This window comes from Acidovorax sp. SDU_ACID1, assembly GCF_045291395.1.
Lineage (GTDB): Bacteria > Pseudomonadota > Gammaproteobacteria > Burkholderiales > Burkholderiaceae_C > MR-S7.
Genome location: NZ_CP152342.1, coordinates 4,896,581 through 4,913,940 on the forward strand (window position 1 = coordinate 4,896,581; position 17,360 = coordinate 4,913,940).

The window sequence follows — 17,360 nt, forward strand, 5'->3', positions numbered from 1 at the left end:
CTTACTTCTTCTTGCGCGCGCGCATCAGCTCCAGGTTCGCGCGCTGCGCGGGCGTGAAGCCTTGCACCGCCTTGGCCGCGCCGGGGGCCTTCTCCACCGCCAGGGCCATGCCCGCGTGCAGAGCCGCCAGCGTGGCGGTGGCGTATTCGGTGGAAGTGAGGCCATGGCGCGCGAGGATGGCGCGCACGCGCGGGTCGGCGTCGAGCTTGCGGGCGATGTCTTCGACCGACTCGTCGTCGTCGTTGCTGTCCTCGTCCTCGCTCTGTTTCTTCTTGGCCGGGGGCAGCTTGTGGGCCTCGGCAGTGGCGGCTTCCATACGGTCCAGCAGCGCGGGCGTGAGGCGGAAGGTGGCCGGGTCGGCAGCCCAGGCGCTGGTGACGGTGACGACGAGGGCCATGGCGGCGAGGGCGAAGAAGGTGAGCGCGCCGGTGATGAGTCGCAGCATGCGGAAGTTCTTTCAGGAAATTGAAAAAAAACGGCTCCAGCGCTTAGGGAGTAAGCGCTGGAAGCTATCGAATCAGGAGCGATTCGCTTGGCGGCGCACGCCCGCGAACAGCATCATCGCGGCCAGCAGCATCACGCCCCACTGCGACAGCGTGGGCACCGGCTGCACAGGTCCCGGCCCGGGGCCAGGCCCCGGGCCGGCCGTGGGCGTCACGCTGCCCGTGGGCGGGGCCGAGGTACTGCCGCCCTCGGCGTTCGCCGTCACGGTGAAGGTGTAGGCCGTGCCGTTGGTGAGGCCCGTCACCGTGCAGCTTGTCGCGGGGTACTGCACGGTGCAGCTCGCGCCGCCGGGCTGGGCGGTGACGGTGTAGCTCGCGGGCTGGGGCACGCCGGCTGGGTGGTCCCAGGCGACGGTGACCTGCGCGTTGCCCGGCGTGGCCGTCACGTTGCGCGGTGCGCCCGGGGCGCCGGGCGACGGGGCGCGCAGCTCGAAGACGTAGGCGCTCGAAGCAATCGCGTTGCTGAACACCCGCGCCTGGTACAGCCCCGCGGGCAGCCACGTGGGCAGGGCGCGCGATTCGTAGCTGCCCGCGTCCGACAGTTGCGCGTCCAGCCACGCCACCGGGCCGCCGTCCATGCGCTCCAGCCGCACCTGCGGCAGGTTGCCGGCGGCCTGTGCGGTGCCGCCGCCGCTGCCCTCGCTGTCGCTGGTGAAGCCCGTGCCCAGCAGCACCAGCCTCGATCCATGGTTGATCTGCGTGAAGGCGTTGCCGATGACCGGGCGCGGGCGCGTGGTGGTCTGGGGCTGGATGGCGAGGGGCTGGTCGGGCTGGCCCACGCCGCCGTAGTAGCCGCCCGCCACCAGCAGCTCGCCGCTGTCCAGCAGCGCCACCGCGTGGTGGCGGCGGGTCTGCGGCAGTGTTTGAAAGCTCCAGGTGCCCGCGAGCGGGTCGAACAGCTCCATGCGCGCCGACGCCGCCACGCCGCTGCGCCAGCCGCCCACTACCGCCACGCGGCCGTCGGGCAGCAGCGTGGCGGTGTGCCCGTTGCGCGCCTGCAGCATGCCGGCCGCGCCCGCCCAGGTGTTCGCCACGGGGTCGTACAGCGCGGCGCTGGCCAGCTGGCCGCTGGCCGACAGGCCGCCCGCCACCAGCACGCGCCCGTCGCGCAGCAGCGTGGCCGAGTGGAAGGCGCGCGGCGCGGGCATGGGCGCGGCGGCCACCCAGCGGTTCTGCGCGGGCTGGTAGACCTCGGCCTGGGCCAGGGTGGATGCGGCGTCGTTCTCCACGCCGCGGCCCCCGGCCGCCAGCACGCCGCCGCCGGGCAGCAGCGTGGCAGTGTGGTAATAGCGCGCCTGCGCCAGGTCGGGCGCGGCGCTCCAGGCGTTGGCGCCGGGGTCGTACAGCTCGGCGCTGGCCAGCACGCCGCTGCCGCCCAGGCCGCCCGCGGCCAGCACGCGGCCGCTGGGCAGCAGGGTCTGCGTGTGCTGCTGGCGCCAGGGCGCCACGGGCGTGCCCGCGGCGGTCCAAGCATCGGCGGCGGGGCTGTAGCGCAGCGGCGGCGTGCCCACGCCGCTGCGCTGGCCGCCTGCCATCAGCACCGTGCCATCGGCCAGCGGTGTGGCGATGGCGTGTTCCACCGTGGGGCGCGTGGCCAGGTTGCGCGTGGCGGGGGCCGCGGCGGGCCACAGGGTTTCGGGCGCGGACAGCGGACCGCTGGCGCCCAGGCCGCCCACGACCAGCACGCGCCCGCCCGGCAGCAGCGTGGCGGTGTGGCTGGCTCGGGCCTGGGACATGGCCCCGCTGAGAGAGGCGATGTTGGTGGCAGGGTTGTAGTACACGGCGCCCAGGTGCAGGCCGCCGGTGCCGGCGTGCGCGCCGCCGGCCATCAATACGCGGCCGTCAGGCAGCAGCGTGGCGCTGTGGCGCGTGCGCTCGCCGATGCCCGCTGCAGCGGTCCAGGTGCCGGCCTCCGGGTCGTAGATGAAGGGCAGGCCGGGCACGGGCGCGCCCCCCGCGCTCTCGCCCCCCGCGACGTACACGCGGCCATCGGGCAGCAGCGTCGCGGTGTGGTGCATGCGCTGCTCGCCCGGGGGCAGCGGCGTGGCCGCGCTCCAGCTGTTGCTGAGGGGGTCGTACAGCGCGTTGTTCACCGTGGCGGCCTCGCCGTTGTCCATGCCCGCTACGACCAGCACGCGGCCGTTGGGCAGCAATGTGGCCGTGTGGTGGCGTGCCCCCAGGCCGGGCATCTGGCCCGCACTGCTCCAGGTGCGGCTGGCGGGGTCGTAGATCTCGGCCGAGCGCAGCGCCGCCTGCCCGGCGCCGCCCTCGCCGCCCGCGACCAGCACACGGCCGTCGCGCAGCACGGTGGCGGTGTGGTGGCGGCGGGCCACGGCCAGGTCGGGCACGGGGGTGAAGGCGTCGTCCTCGGGGTCGTAGGTGTAGGCCGTGCGCAGCGGCCCGCCGGTGGTGCTGGTGCCGCCCGCGACCAGCACCGTGCCGTTGCGCAGCAGCGTACCGGTGTGGCTGCTGCGCGGCTGCGGCAGCGGGGCGGCGGCGGTCCACTGGCCGCTGCCGCCGTCATGGCGCAGCGTGGTGGCCAGGGCGTTGCCGCCCGCATCCTGGCCGCCCGCCAGCAGCACGGCGCCGCCGGGCAGCAGCGTGGCGGTGTGGTGCGTGCGGGCGCCGCTGAAGTCGGCGCCGGGCGACCACTGGGCCTGGGCGGCGGTGGCCAGCAGCAGGCCCAGGGATACGGCGCTGGCGTGCAGCCAGCGCCGCAAGCCCGTGGTGGGGATGGAGGGCATGGTGGAGATCCTTGTGTTGCAAGAAAAAGGCCGTGGCGCTTATGGGGTAAGCGCTGGCAGCTATCGAATCAGGAGTTCATCGCGCGCGGGGCACGGGACGCCGCCGTGCATCAGGCGGCGAAAGCGGTGGGGTGGCAGTGGTGGCGTGGCGCATGGGGCTCCCTCGGAGGCTGAAACAGCAACGGCCCCGCTGTGCGGGGCCGTTGTGATTCTTCTGAGAGCGGGGTGCGCTGGCGACAGCCGGGCGTGCGGGTTTAGGAGCCCGGCGTGCGCAAGTGCGCGGTGTCAGGGAACCTGCACGGTCACCGCCTCGGACAGCGGCCCCTCGTTGCCCGCCGCGTCGATCATCGCCACCTGGTAGCGGTGGCTGCCGCTGGGCGCCGCCGTGTCGGTGTAGCTGGCGCCTTCGGAGACGGTGGCGATGGCCGCGCCGTCGCGGTACACGCGGTAGCCCGCGGCGCTGGCGTGCAGGAACGACTGCTTGACGGCCTGCATGGGCGGGTTGGCGTTCTGCTCCGGCCGGTAGCCGTAGTTCACCGCCCACACCAGCGTGCCGCCCAGGCCCTGCGCGCGCACCCAGTTGCCTTTCTCGATGATGGAGCGCTCGTCCTCGTAGCTCAGGAAGGTGACGGGCGCGTCGCTCGCGCGCCACCAGGGCTGGCTGTAGCTGATGTAGCTCTGCTTGGCCACGTCGTCCCAGTGATAGGTGGCGCCGGGCTGGCCGAAGGCGTTGTCCTCGAACAGGCGCTGGTAGTTGTTCACGTCGTCGTTGTTGTTGGCCCAGCCGGTCATGCCCTGCGTGCTCTGGCGCGGGCCGGTGACGGGCTGGTTGAAGAACACGCCGTACAGGCCGATGCCGATGCCCAGCTTGGCGCGCGGCACGCCCGCGTTCAGGTACGCCTGCACGGTGGATGCAATGGACGTGGGGTGCTCCGGCCCTTCGCCGAACAGCGGCGAGTGGTGCCACGACTGCCAGCCGGGCCAGTTGGCGCTCATGCCGTAGCTCATGAGGTTGAAGCGGTCCACGGCGGCGGCCACTTCCACGTGCCACGCGGTGGCGTCTTCGGGCCAGTTGGCGTTGACCCAGAAGGCGGGCCAGCTGATCTGCAGCGGCGTGGCGCCCTGGTAGCGCGGGCGCTGCTGCGATGCGGCGCGCAGTTCGCGCAGCAGGGCCAGGGCCTGGGCGCGTTCGGCGGGGGTGTCCAGGTTTTCTTCCCAGTCGATGTCCACGCCGTCGTAGTTCTTCTGCTCGGCCTTGTCGAGGATCTGCTGGATGAAGCGCGCGCGCACCTGCGGGTTGGCCGTGGCGGCGATGAAGCCGGGGCCGTCGCCGTCGCCGCCGACCATCATCACGGTGCGCACGCCCGCTGCGCGGGCCTGGGCCAGCAGCGTGTCTTCCACCTCGTGGTGCGCGTTGGCCGCGCCCTCGACCAGATCGCCCGCGCGGCCGCCCAGCGGGCCGGTGCCCGGCGCGTAGCGGCCGAAGACGAAGTGGGTCATGGCGCTCATGTCGATGGCCTCGGGCGGGTAGGTGCGCCAGAACCAGCCGGCGTAGTAGCCGTAGACCCATTTGCCGCTCTGGGTGACGGCGTTCCAGCCCAGACGCACGCCCTGCGGCGTGGCGGTGGCGTTGACGCCACCCACCTGCGGCAGCGGATTGACGGCATCCACCGTGACCTGGGCCGTGGCGCTGGCGGTCTGCCCGGCGCCGTTGCTGCAGGTGAGGGTGTAGGCCGTGCTGGCGGCGGGGCGCACCAGCTCTTCGCCCGAGGCCGGGCGCGCGCCGCTCCAGCCGCCCGATGCGGTGCATGATGCCGCGCCGGTGGCCTGCCAGGCCAGGCGTACGCTGTCGCCGGGGTTCACGCGCGAGGGCGTGGCGCCGAAGCTGGCGATGGCCGGCGGCGCGGGCGGCGGGCCGCCGCGCACGGTGACGGTGGCCGAGGCGCTGGCGGCGTCGCCCTGTGCGTTGTGGCACGTGAGGCCGTAGGTGGTGGTGGCCTGCGGGCGCACGCTGGCGCTGCCGCTGGGGGCCTGCTCGCCGCTCCAGCCGCCGGTGGCGGTGCAGGCGGCGGCATGGTCGACGCTCCAGGCGAGGATGCTGGTGCCGCCGGCGTCCACCGTGTCGGGCTGTGCGGTGAAGGACTGGAACTGGGGTGGCGTGGGCGGCGGCGGGGCGCTGTCTTCCTCCACCACGAGCTGGGCGAGGCCTTCGCCGCCGGCTTCGAAATACTCCATGCGCACCGTGTGGCTGCCGGCTGGCAGCGGCACGGAAGCCGTGTCCATGGTGATGCCGTGCTCGGTCCAGTTGTCGATGACCTTGCTGCCGTTGACGAAGACACGCACGCCGTCATCGGTGAAAGTGACGAAGCGGGCGTTGCCGCCCGCGAAGGGCAGCGTGGCCGTCCAGCGGGCGGAGAAGCCGTCTACCGGCAGGCGGGCCGGGTCGGGGCTGCCGTGGCTGCCGGCCCAGTAGTGGTCGATGGGGCCGTTCTCGCAGCGCTGCAGCGCGGGAGGCCCCGACAGGGCGGTGTTGGGGAAGTACTCGGCCAGCCACTGGCCGGGCGCGCAGGCCTGGGCGAAGGCGTGCGTGCCCGTCAGCAGCAGCGCGGCGCCTGCCGCGCGCAGCACGTGGCCCGCGCAGCGCGCGAGGGGCCGGCCGGCGGCGCCGGCCGTTCGGGACGAAGGCATGGTGTGGTTCTCCTTGGAAGAAAAAGACGCGGCCGCAGCCGCGTGGAAGTGGCGAATGGGGCCGCGTTGGGGGCGAGTCTGCGCAAGCGGGCATGCGCTGGCGACAGCCGGGCGTGCGGTTTTTCGAGCCCGGCGTCCCACCGGGGCGTCGCGCCAGGAAAAAGGAAGAAAAAAAGCCTGCAGCGCAGGCGTATCAAGCGCAGGCAGCTATGTTTTTTGACAGTCCGGCCTGTCCGCCGCCGCGCACGCGCTTGAATGCCCGCGCCAGGATGGCGCCGCTGGAGTAGCCCACGGCATCCGCCGCCTGCTGCCACGTGGCGCCCTGCTCGCGCAGCAGGCGCGCGGCCAGGTACAGGCGCCAGCGCGCCAGGTAGCGCATGGGGGGCTGGCCCATCTGCGCCTGGAAGCGCTGGATGAAGGAGGTGCGGCTCATGTGGCACAGCGCGGCCAGCGCCTCCAGCGTCCAGTCCTCTGCGGGCCGGGTGTGGATGGCGTGCAGCGCGGCCAGCAGGCGCGCATCGCGCGCCGGGGGAGCCGCGGCGGGTGCGGCCAGGGGCGCCGCCACGCGGGCGGGATCGCGCAGCCAGGTGAGCGCCAGGTGCTGCATGAGCGCGTTCATGGTCTGGGTGAGGCCCACGCCCCGGCCGCCATGGAGGTCGGCCATCCACGCGACGAGCTGGGCCATGGTGGGCAGCCAGCCGGAGGCGTCGTCCCGGCGCAGCACCAGCACCGGCGGCAGCGCGGCCACCACGGGGTGCGCGGCCAGGCGCGAGGCCCAGTAGAAGCTGCCGCTCCAGGTCTGCCGGGGAGCCTGGCCCAGGGTGAGGTTCAGCGTGGCGCCATGGCGCTCGTAGCCGTGGGCGGCGTAGAGGTCCTCGAAGCGCTGCGCGGGGGCCTGGGCGTCGTTGTAGATGCGGTGCCGCCCGGCGCGGGGCAGCCAGGCCACGTCGCCCGCTTCCAGCGCCACGGGGGGCGCGCCGTCCCCGTTGCCCAGCCACTGCAGCCATGCGCCGCCGCTGCCCGCCACGTACAGCGGAGCACGGTTGCGGCTGCCGATCTCCATGCACATGCCGGCGCCGAGCTGGAGCTGGAAGTGCAGCAGGGGCCTGAAGGCGATGGCTTCGATGAGCGCGTCCTGGTGGTTGGCAAGGCAATTCATGGAGGGCGCAGCCTAGCGCGGCGCCACGCGCGGCGCCCCACCCCCAGGGATAGGACGCGCCAGGAAGTGCGCGGCGTTGACGCGCGGCGGCCTGGGCCCTAGATTCGCACCCTCGTTCTCGCCTTCGCCCCGCCGCTGCGCATGTCCCCGCCCCGTTCCGCCCGCCAGGCCCTGGCCCGTCTGCACCAGATGGCCGGGCTGGACCTGCAGGGGCCGCAGCTCATCGCGCCGGTGCTGCAGGCGCTGCACGCGCTGGTGCCGTTCGATGCGGGCGGCTACGTCCACGCGGGCAGCGACGGGGTGCTGCAAACCCATCTGGAAGACCCCGGCATCCGTGCGCGGGAGGTGGACTACTTCGACCCGCGCATCCTGCGCAGCGAGGGCCAGATGTTCCATTGCAGCCTGCGCGACCTGGGGCACACGGTGCATCTGGGCAGCGGGCCGCTGCTGCTGGAGCAATTGCTGAAAGTGCCCCAGTCGCGGCTGCTGCGCAGCGATTTCTACAACGTGGTGCTGCGCCCCTCGGGCGTGACCGACTGGGCCACGCTGGTGCTGCGCGCGGGCGGCCAGCGGGTGGGCACGCTGATCCTCTACCGCTACGCGGGTGCGCCGCCGTTCACGCGGGAGGAGCTGGACGTGCTGGCGCCGCTGCAGGCCCATTTGGCGCAGGTGCTGCAGCCCGGCGACCTGGATGCGCACGACAGCGAGGTGGTCGCCACCGGCCTGGTCATCGCCACGGACCGGGGCCGGCTGCAATGGGTCTCGCCGGAGGCCGAGACCCTCATGCAGCAGGCCTTCGGCTGGCGCTGGCGCGGCGCCGCGGGCGCGCTGCCCGCGCCGCTGCAGGAGCTGCTGCGGCGGCTGCATGCGCCTGCGCTGCCCGGCGAAGCCCTGCCGCTGCCGCAGATGGAGCTCAGCAACGCGCAGGGCTGGTTCTCGCTGCGCGCCACGCGCATGGCCGCCGCCACGGACCCGCAGGGCGCCAGGCAGGCCGTGGCCCTGCACATCACGCGGCGCATGGCGCGCGGCGCGCGCCTGCTGTCGGCGCTGCAGGCGCTCGGCCTGCCCCGGCGCCAGCAGGAGCTGGCCTGGTGGCTGGCCCGCGGCCTGTCCGAATCGCAGATCGCCGAGCGCATGGGCATCAGCGCCAACACGGTGGTCTACCACCGGCGCCAGCTCTACAACCGGCTGGGGCTGCAGGGGCGCCAGGAGCTGCTGGGCAGTTTGCTCACGGGGCGTTGATTTCCTTCGCACGGCGCAGGGCGATGCGGGCAATCCCTTGCTTGACAATGTTTCCGGCGCCAATAAAGTCCGTACAAATAAAAATCATAGATGGACTGTTCTGTTGGCTTTTGAAAAATTGTCCGGTCTATATTTTTGTCCTGCGGTGACTGCTTTCCGAAGCCGGACATGCTGAAACGCCGCAGGTGCCCATTCCCGAAAATGGACAGAGGAGCCACCCCGATGCAGCGTAGAAAGACAGCCACATTGCTTCTCTCCATGGCAGCGATGCTTGCAAGCACTGCCTGGGCCGAGGCGTTTCCCAGCAAGCCGGTGACCATCGTCGTGCCTTTCGCGCCGGGCGGTTCCGCGGACAGCCTGGCGCGCTTGCTGGGCAACGGCATGTCCAGGAAACTGGGCGTGCCCGTGGTGGTGGACAACCGCGTCGGCGCGTCCGGACAGATCGGCGCATCCGCGGTGGCGCGCAGCCCGGGCGATGGCTATACCTTGCTGATGACGACCAGTTCGGTGCAGGTGATCGGGCCTTTGATGGTCTCCAACCTGACGTGGGACCCCGTGCGCAGCTTCACTCCCATCCGGCTGGTCGCCATGCAGCCCCAGATCCTTGTCGCGAGCCATGAGATGAAGGCGGGCAGTCTCGGCGCGGTGCTCGACATCGCGCGCAGGAATCCCGGCCAGCTCAATTTCTCGTCGCTCGGGCCGACGACGAACCAAGCCATCAGCATGATGTACTTGAACACGCGCGCCGGCGTGAAGATGACCCACGTGCCTTACAGCTCCGCAGCCACGATGTACCCCGACATCGTGAGCGGACGCATCGACCTGACGCTGGACACCATTCCGAATGCGCTGCCTTTCCTGCAAAAGGGGTCGGTGCGCGCGCTCGCGGTCACCTCCGCCCAGCGCATCCCCACGCTGCCCGACGTTCCCACCGTGGCGGAGGCTGGCGTGCCGAACTTCCAGGCCATCGCATGGTTCGGCGTGGTCGGCCCGGCTGGCATCGCGCAACCCGTGCTGGACAAACTGTCCGTCGCCTTGAACGAAGCGCTCGACAGCCCGGACTATGCGAACTGGCTGCGCACCAATTCCGCCCTGGCCGACCCCCAGGGCACGCCCGCCAGCTTTGCGCAATTCATCCAGAGCGAGCGGGATCTCTGGAAAAGCGCCATCGCGCAAAGCCAAACCCATTGAGCGGCGGCGCCCTCTCGTGCGGGAGCTGCCGAGCGATGCCCCGTTGAGCAGGGGCGCCAGGAACTGCCGGGCAGTCTTCAAGGCGCAAGCACCTCGCGCACATAGCCATCGGCGCGCAGCCGCGCGGGATCGGCGTCGGCCGTGTGCGTGCCGGGGCCGCCGCGCATGCCGCCCACCAGCCAGCGGCCGCCCTGGCCCTCCAGGCTGCGCACCGGGTTCTGGCCGGGGCCGGCGGGCAGGGCCAGCCGCTGGGCGAGGCGGCCTTGTGCATCCAGCACCGCCAGCAGCGGCGCGCCGTCGTCCGAAATGCTGGCGCCTGCCGGGTTCTGCCGGTAGCCCGTGGCGCCCGCGACGAGGTGGCGCCCGCCGGGCAGCGCGGCGATGTCGAACAGCACGTCGTCCTCTTCCACGTGCAGCACCGCATGGCGCTGCAGGCGTCCCGCGCCGTCCAGCCACGCGGCGAAGCCGTTCCAGCCGCCCTCCCGGCCCGCCACCTTGTGGCGGCCTGCGAGCGCCCAGCCTGTTTCGAGGGCGCGTAGCGCGAACACCTGCGTGGGGCCGCCCGTGTCGACGAAGGCCGCGCCCAGGTTGCGGCCCTGGCCGTCCAGCCGGGTGACGATGGCGCCGTAGTCGGGAAGCTCGGGCGGCACGGGGCCTTCGGGCGCGGCGAAGAAGTGGGCCGCATGCGCTGCGAACGCGTTGTTGTGCGGTGCGGCGGGCACGGCCACGGCGAGGTCGCCGTGCGCGTTGGCGGCGAGCAGCACCTGGAAGTGGTTGGCGAGCTGGCCGTAGGTGTCGTGGCTGCCGCTCGTCAGGTAGCGCGCCATGACCGTGGTGCCCGGCTCCACCAGGCTGCGCCAGCGTTGTGTGTAGCCGCCCTGCGCCGTGTGCGCATAGCGGTAGGCCACCACGGCGTGGCGGCCGGTGCGCAGCGCCACGGCCAGGTCTTCGCCCAGCGCGGCCAGGCGCACCGAGTCGCGCGTGTGCAGGGGCAGCATCGCAGTATCGTCCTTGATGCCGCCCTGGTCGTAGTACGGGTCGAGCGGTGCCGCGGGGTCGGTCAGTTCGGCGCGGGTCAGCTCGCGGGCCTGGGCGTCCAGGCGCACCAGGCGCAATGCGCGGTGCGTGGCGAGCACGGCGGAGATCTCGCCCGAGGGGTGCAGCGCCATGTCGATGAGCGACCAGTCCTCGGGCGGCGTGTAGACGTGGCCGGCGCCCTGCCCGCCGATGCGGATGCGCCGGTCGACGGGCGCGCTGGGCAGGCCGTCGCGGTAGGGCCGGGGCTTTTCCTCCAGCGCTACATAGCCCGAGGAGCTGCCCAGGGATGCCACGCGCAGCACGAAGCGGCCCGGCACGGCGTGGTCAACGGGCGGCGGCGGCTCGCCGGTGCTGCTGCCGCCACCTCCGCAGGCGGCCAGCAGCGCGGCCAGCAAGAACGTGGGCAGGGCTTTCATGGGCGCCCCTTCTGGCGTGCGCGCAGCACCTCCACGTTGGCGAGCTGCGCAGGCGTGAAGGCCTGCGTGTTCTTCGCGCCCGGCGCCTTGTCCATCGCCAGCAGCATCCCCGCGTGCAGCGCGGCCAGCATGGCGGTGGCGTATTCGCGGCTGCTCAAGTTCTGGCGCGCCAGCGCGGCGCGCACCTGGGGGTGGGCGTCGAGCTTGCGGGCGATGTCCTCGACGGAATGGGCGTCGTCGCCATCGTCGTCCTGCTGCGGCAGGTGCTTGAGTTCAGCGGCCACCTGGTCCATGCGGTCCAGCAGCGCGGAGGTGAGGCGGAAGGTGGCCGGATCGGTGGCGCCCGCGGCCCAGGCGCCGGTGTGGGTGAGCAGCAGGGCCAGTGCGGACAGGGCGGAAAAGGCCAGCGCGGCGGCCAGGGTGCGCAGCATCATTGGGCAAGTCCTTGGTGATGTGGTTGAAAAACGGCTCTGGCGCTTGTACGGCAAGCGCGAGCAGCTATTGATTCAGGAGTTCTTGCGGCGCAGCCGGCGTGCGCCTGCGGCGGCCGCGCCCACGGCGAGCAACGCGAGGGCGGGCAGGCCCAGGCCAGGCACGGGCTGTGCGTTGCCGGGTGGCGGCGGTGGGGGAGCGGCGTGTCGTCGCAGGCCCCGGTGACGGCGACGGGCGGGCTCCATGCGGCGTAGAAAGCGATGGTGTTGCTGGCGAACCCGCGCTGCCCGCCCCGGTCTTGCAGCACGGGGAAAGGCGGGTTGGACCCCGGTGTCACCCAGTAGCCCCAGCCCACGGGCGCCTCCAGCGCCAAGCCGCTGGCGCTGTACTCACCTGCCTGCACGGCGGTATTGCGCACGCCGCTGAAGATGCGGTGGATCGAACCGTCGGGCAGGGTGGCGAAGGTATTGAGTGCTTCGGGCGTATGAACGCGCAGGTCTTGCCGGAACGCTGCCCCGGCCTGGCCGATGCGCACGATGACGCAAGTCAGGTCGCCGCGCGACCAGGTTTGGCCGGATGCCGTGGTGCCGCCATTGTCGAAGATGAGGGTGAAGCGGAACGGCTCGCCATCGGTAGCGCCGGGCAGGGTGGAACCGGTGATGGTGCCGTTGTGCGTGGTGGCGAACGGTGCGGCTTGTGCTGTACCGACGGCGGCCAGCAGCGTGGCGGCAATGAGTCTTTTCATGGTCAAAATGGTCTTCAGGGCTTATGCAGAAAGCGCAAACAGCTACTTTTTCAGGAGTGGCGACGCAGCTTGCGCATGCCCAGCCCCGCTGCGCCCAGGCCCAGCAGCGCCAACGCGGGCAGGCCGAGCGCAGGCACGGGTTGCGCGCCCCCGCCGGGCGGCGGCGCGCTCACCGGCGTGTCGTCGCACGCACCGGCGACGGCGACGGGGCGGCTCCAGCGCTGCGGGTCGATGGGCACGCCGCCCGCGGCGTCGTCGAAGCTGCCCAGCGCATCGGCGAAGGCGGTGGCCGAGCCGTTGACGTTCCAGCTCACGGGCGCGCCCAGGACGATGGGGCCGGAGACGGTGTAGTCGGTGGCGGGTGCGGCGTAGATGCCGATGTCGAACATGCCCGTCAGTGCCGTGCCTGCCGCGTTGGCCTCGGCCGCCCCGCTGCCGTAGGAGATCTGCGTGGCCGAGCCGGTCAGCGGGTGGGTGAGGGTGGTGCGCTGCCCGGCCGCGCCGAAGCGCCAGATGGCGCAGCGCAGATCGGACAGCAGCCAGCGGCTTCCCGCCGCCGTGGTGCCGCCGCTGTCCATGACGAAGGTGACGCTGTAGGCCTCGCCGCCCTGCACGCCGGGCAGGGAGGGGTTGGCGGCAACGGTGCCGCTGTAGGTGATGGCGAACGGCGCGGCCTGGGCGGCGCTGGCGGCGGCCAGCAGCGCGGCGGCGAGAAAGGCGGGGGCGAGAACAGGCATGGGCGCGTCGGGGCGTTGGAAGACAAGCCGCCAAGGCTAGGCGCGCACGGTGCGCGCCACCCTACCCCCCGGGGTGGTTGTGAAACGCCGCATGCCCGGTAGATTCGCCGCCATGACCGCACAACGCCACCTCGACCGCGCCCTGGCGCAGCTGCGCCGGATGGCCTGCATGGACGCCGGCGGCCCGCAGCGGATCGCGCCCGTGCTGCGTGCGCTGCATGGGCTGATCGGCTTCGACTCGGGCGGCTACCTCTACCGGCGCAGCGACGGCGAGCTAGACATCCACATGGAGAACCCCGCCATGGGATCGGTGATGCCCGCGCTGTTCGAGCCGCGGGTGCAGCACAGCGAACGGCAGGTGATGCGGCGCAGCGCGCGCCTGCTCGACGAGGCCCTGCGCTGCGAGCGCGGCGTGCAGATGCAGCACGACCTGGTGAAGGTGCCGCTGGCCGAGCTGCGGCGCAGCGACTACTACAACGCGGTGCTGCGCCCCGGCGAGGTGGAAATGGCCATGAAGCTGCCGCTGCGCACGGCGGACGGGCGGGGCATCGGCATCCTCTGGCTCTACCGCCGCGACGGCGAGCGGCGCTTCACCGGCGACGAGGCCGCCGTGCTGGGCCGGCTGGCGCCCGGCCTGGCGCGCGCGCTGCAGCCGGGCCGCCTGGAGGGAGCGGAGGCGCACGACGCCGAGGTCTGCGGCCAGGGGCTGCTGGTGGTCACGGCCATGGGCCGGCCGCTGTGGCTCGCGCCGGGCACCGAGGCGCTGCTGGCGCAGGCCTTCGGCTGGCGCTGGCGCGGCTGCGGGGGCGCGCTGCCGGCCGCGCTGCAGGTGCTGGTGCAGCGCCTCTTCCTGCCGAATGTGCGGCCGGGTGTGCCGCTGCCGCAGATGGATTTCTCCAACGCGCACGGCGCGTTCTCGCTGCGCGCCACGCACCTGGCGGGCCGCGCGGGCGAGGCCGACGCGGCGGCCATCCACATCACGCGCCGCGTGCCTGGCGGCACGCGGCTGCTGGAGCGGCTGGGCGCGCTGGGCCTGCCCCGGCGCCAGGCCGAGCTGGCCTGCTGGCTCGCGCGCGGGCTGTCCGAAGCGCAGAGCGCCGAGCGCATGGGCGTGAGCGTGAACACCGTGGCCTACCACCGCCGCCACCTCTACGCGGCCCTGGGCGTGCAGGACCGGCAGGGGCTGCTGCGCTGCGTGCATGAGACCACCCCTGCGGGGTAGGGCGGAAACGGCCGCTGCGCCCTAGATTCGCGCGCCATGTCCACGAACCGCCGAGCGTCCCAGGCCCTCGCGCACCTGCGCCACATGGCCCGCCTCGATGCCGGCGGGCCGGAGCTGATCGCGCCCGTGCTGGAGGCGCTGCACGCGCTGGTCGGCTTCGATTCGAGCGGCTACTTCTACCCCAGCGCGGACGGCGCGCTGGACGCCCACATGGAACACCCGGCCGTGCAGGCGGCCGTGCCAGACCACTTCGATCCGCGCATCCTCGCGAGCGAGGCGCGGGTGTTCCACAACGTGCTGCAGCATGGCGACGACATCGCCCGCCATCCGCACGGCCCCCGCTCGCTCGCGCAGATGCTGCGCGTGCCCGTGGACGGCTGCTGCGCAGCGACTACTACAACGTGGTGATGCGTCCCGCCGGCGTGGGCGACTGGCTGAGCCTGCCGCTGCGCACGCCCGAGGGGCGCGGCATCGGCATGCTGTTCCTGTTCCGCCCTGCCGGGGCGCGGCCGTTCGGCAGCGCGGAGCAGCTGGCGCTGGCGCGGCTGGAGGCCTGCCTCGCCTGCGTGCTCTGGCCCGCCGGCCTGCCCGACGAGGCAGGCGAGGTGCTGCGCGAGGGCCTGCTCGTCGTCACGCCGCAGGGGCAGCCGCTGTGGTCCTCGCCCGAGGCCGAGGCGCTGATGGCGCAGGCCTTCGGCTGGCGCTGGCGCGGCGTGGGCCGCGCGCCGTTGCCACACGCGCTGCAACTGCTGGTGCAGCGCCAGCACAGCCCCGGCGCGCCCGCGCCGGACGTGGCGCTGCGCAATGCCCACGGCTGCTTCCACGTGCGCGCTGCGCCGCTGGCCGCCGCCGCCGGGCCGGGCGAGGCCGTGGCGCTGCACGTGACCCAGCGCATGGAGCCCGGCACCCGGCTGCTCGCTGCGCTGCGCCCGCTGGACCTGCCCCTGCGCCAGCAGGAGCTGGCCTGGTGGCTGGCGCGCGGCCTGCCCGAGTCGCAGATCGCCGCGCGCATGGGCATCAGCGCGAACACGGTGGTCTACCACCGGCGCCAGCTCTACATGCGCATGGGCGCGGCCAGCCGGGATGACCTCCTGGCTGCGCTGGGCGTCACGGCACCTGCACGGTGACGGGCGCGGAGCGCGGCCCTTCCTGGCCCTGTGCATCCACCACGCTCACCTGGTAGCCATGGCTGCCGCTGGGCGCGGCGGCATCGACGTAGCGCGGGTCGTCGGTGGTGGCGATGGCCGTGCCGTCGCGGTACACGCGGTAGCGGGCGGCGCCCGCGATGAACGACTGCTTGACCGCCTGCATCTGCGGGTTGGCGTTCTGCTGCGGCAGCCAGCCGTAGTTCACCGTCCACACCAGCGTGCCGCCCAGGTTCTGCTCGCGCACCCACTTGCCCTTCTCCTGGATGGAGCGCTCGTCCTCGTAGCTGAGGTACGTCACCGGTGTGTCGGGCCCGCGGTTCCAGGGCTGCGAATAGGTGATATAGCTCTGCTTGGCCACGTCGTCCCAGTGGTAGGTGGCGCCGGGCTGGCCGAAGGCGTTGTCGTTGACCAGACGCTGGGTGTTGTTCTCCCAGTCGCCGTTGTCCATCCAGCCCTGCATGCCGTCCAGGCTCTGGCGCGGGCCGGTCACGGGGTCGTTGTAGTACGCGCCGTACAAGCCGATCCCGATGCCCAGCTTGGCGCGCGGCACGCCCGCTTGGAGATACGCCTGCACCGTCGATTCGATGGACGTGGGGTGGTAGGTGTCCGCGCCGAACAGCGGCGAGTGGTGCCACGACAGCCAGCCCCAGTCGCCCGCCATGCTGTAGGTCATGAGGTTGAAGCGGTCCACGGCGGCGGCCACCTCGGCGTGCCAGGGGGTGATGTCCGGATCGTTCTGGTTGACCCAGAAGCCGGGCCAACTGATCTCCAGTGGCGCAGCCTGGTAGCGCGGGCGCTGCTCCGAGGCCGCACGCAGCTCGCGCAGCAGGGCCAGCGACTGGGCGCGGGTGGCGGGCGTGTCCAGGTTCTCTTCCCAGTCGATGTCCACGCCGTCGTAGCCCTTCTGCTCGGCCTTGTCGAGGATGGTCCGGATGAAGCGCGCACGCACCGTGGCGTTGGCCGTGGCGGCCACGAAGCCGGGGCCGTCGCTGTCGCCGCCGACCATCATCACGGCCTTCACGCCGGCCGCATGGGCCTTGGCGATCAGGGTGTCTTCCACCTCGGCGTGCGCGCCGCCCGCGCCTTCCAGCAGATCGCCCGCGCGGCCGCCGGGCAGCGAGCCCAGGGCGGGTGCATAGCGGCCGAAGACGAAGTGCGTCATGGTGCTCATGTCCACGGCCTCGGGCGGGTAGGTCTCCCAGAACCAGCCCGCGTAGTAGCCGTTGACCCACTTGCGGCCCTTGGGCGATGCGGGCCAGTCCAGGCGCACGCCGGCGGGGGTGGCGGTGGCGTTCAGGCCGTCGCCCGGCGGGGGCGGCGGGTCCTGCGGATCGGGCTGCCTGGCCCGCACGGTGACGGTGGCGGATGCGCTCACCGCCGTGCCCGCCGCGTTGCGGCAGCTCAGCGCGTAGGTGGACGTGGCGGCGGGCTTCACGCTGGCGCTGCCGCTCGTGGCCTGCTCGCCGCTCCACGCGCCGCTGGCGGTGCAGGCCGTGGCGTTTTCGGTGAGCCAGGTGAGGACGCTCGTGCCGCCCGCATCGATGGTGCCGGGCTGCGCGGCGAAGGTGCCGATGCGTGGGGGCGGGGGAGGCGGCGGCGCCTCGGCCGATGCGCCGTCGATGAAGAGCTGCGCCAGCCCTTCGCCGCCCGCCTCGAAATACTCCATGCGCACCGTGTGCGCGCCGGCCTTGAGCTTGACGGTGGCCGTGTCCTCGGTGATGCCGTGGCGCGTCCAGTTGTTGATGACGCGCTTGCCGTCCACGAACACGCGCACGCCGTCGTCGGTGTAGGTGGTGAACCTGGCGTTGCCGGCGCTGAACGGCAGCGTCGCCGTCCAGCGCGCCGAGAACGCATCGACCGGCAGGCGTGCATCAGGGCTGTCCGTCATCCAGTAGTAGTCGATGGTGCCCGTCTCGCAGCGCGTGAGCACGGGCGCGCCGGCCAGTTTCGTGTTGGGGTAGTACTCGGCCAGCCACTGGCCGGGCGGACATTCGAGCGCGAATGCCTGGGTGCCCGCCAGCAGCAGCGATGCCGCGAGCGCGCGTGGAATGGGGGGAAAAGGGCGTGGTTTTTCATGGTGCTTTTTGGCCTCCAG

The 17,360-nt window shown here is 72.5% G+C and carries 14 protein-coding genes; 5 read left to right on the plus strand and 9 right to left on the minus strand.

All coding sequences use genetic code 11. From position 1 onward, the window contains the following. Position 1: 1 nt before the first annotated feature. The 4 genes from AAG689_RS23775 to AAG689_RS23790 form a co-directional block, all read right to left on the minus strand. Positions 2 to 445, minus strand: coding sequence for a hypothetical protein (locus AAG689_RS23775; protein WP_406624065.1), 444 nt, complete (start codon positions 443 to 445; stop codon positions 2 to 4). A gap of 72 nt (positions 446 to 517) precedes the next feature. Next, positions 518 to 3,247, minus strand: a complete 2,730-nt coding sequence (locus AAG689_RS23780; protein WP_406624066.1) for an IPTL-CTERM sorting domain-containing protein — start codon at positions 3,245 to 3,247, stop codon at positions 518 to 520. 285 nt (positions 3,248 to 3,532) lie between these two features. Continuing rightward, positions 3,533 to 5,935, minus strand: a complete 2,403-nt coding sequence (locus AAG689_RS23785; RefSeq protein ID WP_406624067.1) for a glycosyl hydrolase family 18 protein — start codon at positions 5,933 to 5,935, stop codon at positions 3,533 to 3,535. A gap of 193 nt (positions 5,936 to 6,128) precedes the next feature. Next, positions 6,129 to 7,094, minus strand: a complete 966-nt coding sequence (locus AAG689_RS23790) for an AraC family transcriptional regulator (protein ID WP_406624068.1) — start codon at positions 7,092 to 7,094, stop codon at positions 6,129 to 6,131. Positions 7,095 to 7,235: 141 nt separating this feature from the next. Between AAG689_RS23790 and AAG689_RS23795 the strand changes: the two genes are divergently transcribed. Both AAG689_RS23795 and AAG689_RS23800 read left to right on the plus strand, forming a co-directional pair. Next, positions 7,236 to 8,336: a LuxR C-terminal-related transcriptional regulator gene (locus AAG689_RS23795; RefSeq protein WP_406624069.1), complete on the plus strand. Its 1,101-nt coding sequence runs from the start codon at positions 7,236 to 7,238 to the stop codon at positions 8,334 to 8,336. Between the two features lie 168 nt (positions 8,337 to 8,504). Continuing rightward, positions 8,505 to 9,527 carry a Bug family tripartite tricarboxylate transporter substrate binding protein gene (locus AAG689_RS23800; RefSeq protein WP_406624070.1) on the plus strand — a complete coding sequence of 341 codons (1,023 nt, stop codon included), beginning with the start codon at positions 8,505 to 8,507 and terminating at the stop codon, positions 9,525 to 9,527. Positions 9,528 to 9,604: 77 nt separating this feature from the next. On the opposite strand, the gene AAG689_RS23805 is transcribed toward AAG689_RS23800, so the two are convergent. Genes AAG689_RS23805 through AAG689_RS23820 form a run of 4 tightly spaced genes read right to left on the minus strand, consistent with a single transcriptional unit; the run spans position 9,605 to position 12,895 of the window. Next, positions 9,605 to 10,981, minus strand: coding sequence for a hypothetical protein (locus tag AAG689_RS23805; protein ID WP_406624071.1), 1,377 nt, complete (start codon positions 10,979 to 10,981; stop codon positions 9,605 to 9,607). Beyond that, positions 10,978 to 11,415, minus strand: coding sequence for a hypothetical protein (locus AAG689_RS23810; protein ID WP_406624072.1), 438 nt, complete (start codon positions 11,413 to 11,415; stop codon positions 10,978 to 10,980). The genes AAG689_RS23805 and AAG689_RS23810 overlap by 4 nt, the downstream gene beginning before the upstream one ends. Further along, a complete protein-coding gene (locus AAG689_RS23815) occupies positions 11,412 to 12,158 on the minus strand; it encodes a hypothetical protein (protein WP_406624073.1) in 747 nt (248 codons plus the stop codon). Before AAG689_RS23815 ends, AAG689_RS23810 begins: the two co-directional genes overlap by 4 nt. A 50-nt stretch (positions 12,159 to 12,208) precedes the next feature. Next, complete coding sequence (locus AAG689_RS23820; RefSeq protein WP_406624074.1) at positions 12,209 to 12,895, minus strand: hypothetical protein; 687 nt, start codon at positions 12,893 to 12,895, stop codon at positions 12,209 to 12,211. Between the two features lie 112 nt (positions 12,896 to 13,007). On the opposite strand from AAG689_RS23820, the gene AAG689_RS23825 reads away from it, so the two are divergent. From AAG689_RS23825 to AAG689_RS23835, 3 genes are read left to right on the plus strand one after another with little or no spacing between them, the layout of a single operon-like run. Next, on the plus strand, positions 13,008 to 14,117 hold the full coding sequence (locus AAG689_RS23825) for a LuxR C-terminal-related transcriptional regulator (protein ID WP_406624075.1): 1,110 nt from the start codon (positions 13,008 to 13,010) through the stop codon (positions 14,115 to 14,117). Between the two features lie 36 nt (positions 14,118 to 14,153). Further along, entirely contained in the window at positions 14,154 to 14,525 is a 372-nt protein-coding gene (locus AAG689_RS23830) for a hypothetical protein (RefSeq protein ID WP_406624076.1), read from the plus strand. Then, on the plus strand, positions 14,525 to 15,244 hold the full coding sequence (locus AAG689_RS23835; protein ID WP_406626397.1) for a LuxR C-terminal-related transcriptional regulator: 720 nt from the start codon (positions 14,525 to 14,527) through the stop codon (positions 15,242 to 15,244). The genes AAG689_RS23830 and AAG689_RS23835 overlap by 1 nt, the downstream gene beginning before the upstream one ends. Here the strand turns inward: AAG689_RS23835 and AAG689_RS23840 are convergent. Continuing rightward, entirely contained in the window at positions 15,225 to 17,360 is a 2,136-nt protein-coding gene (locus AAG689_RS23840; protein WP_406626398.1) for a glycosyl hydrolase family 18 protein, read from the minus strand. The two genes, AAG689_RS23835 and AAG689_RS23840, sit on opposite strands and share 20 nt — an antisense overlap.

What these genes read in the sequence shown, in the direction of transcription:
- AAG689_RS23800 (WP_406624070.1), top strand. Translation starts at nt 8,505, where the DNA reads ATGCTGAAACGCCGCAGGTGCCCATTCCCGAAAATGGACAGAGGAGCC.
- AAG689_RS23820 (WP_406624074.1), bottom strand. Translation starts at nt 12,895, where the DNA reads ATGCCTGTTCTCGCCCCCGCCTTTCTCGCCGCCGCGCTGCTGGCCGCC.
- AAG689_RS23810 (WP_406624072.1), bottom strand. Translation starts at nt 11,415, where the DNA reads ATGATGCTGCGCACCCTGGCCGCCGCGCTGGCCTTTTCCGCCCTGTCC.
- AAG689_RS23785 (WP_406624067.1), bottom strand. Translation starts at nt 5,935, where the DNA reads ATGCCTTCGTCCCGAACGGCCGGCGCCGCCGGCCGGCCCCTCGCGCGC.
- AAG689_RS23790 (WP_406624068.1), bottom strand. Translation starts at nt 7,094, where the DNA reads ATGAATTGCCTTGCCAACCACCAGGACGCGCTCATCGAAGCCATCGCC.
- AAG689_RS23805 (WP_406624071.1), bottom strand. Translation starts at nt 10,981, where the DNA reads ATGAAAGCCCTGCCCACGTTCTTGCTGGCCGCGCTGCTGGCCGCCTGC.
- AAG689_RS23780 (WP_406624066.1), bottom strand. Translation starts at nt 3,247, where the DNA reads ATGCCCTCCATCCCCACCACGGGCTTGCGGCGCTGGCTGCACGCCAGC.
- AAG689_RS23775 (WP_406624065.1), bottom strand. Translation starts at nt 445, where the DNA reads ATGCTGCGACTCATCACCGGCGCGCTCACCTTCTTCGCCCTCGCCGCC.
- AAG689_RS23815 (WP_406624073.1), bottom strand. Translation starts at nt 12,158, where the DNA reads ATGAAAAGACTCATTGCCGCCACGCTGCTGGCCGCCGTCGGTACAGCA.
- AAG689_RS23825 (WP_406624075.1), top strand. Translation starts at nt 13,008, where the DNA reads ATGACCGCACAACGCCACCTCGACCGCGCCCTGGCGCAGCTGCGCCGG.
- AAG689_RS23795 (WP_406624069.1), top strand. Translation starts at nt 7,236, where the DNA reads ATGTCCCCGCCCCGTTCCGCCCGCCAGGCCCTGGCCCGTCTGCACCAG.
- AAG689_RS23830 (WP_406624076.1), top strand. Translation starts at nt 14,154, where the DNA reads ATGTCCACGAACCGCCGAGCGTCCCAGGCCCTCGCGCACCTGCGCCAC.
- AAG689_RS23835 (WP_406626397.1), top strand. Translation starts at nt 14,525, where the DNA reads ATGCGTCCCGCCGGCGTGGGCGACTGGCTGAGCCTGCCGCTGCGCACG.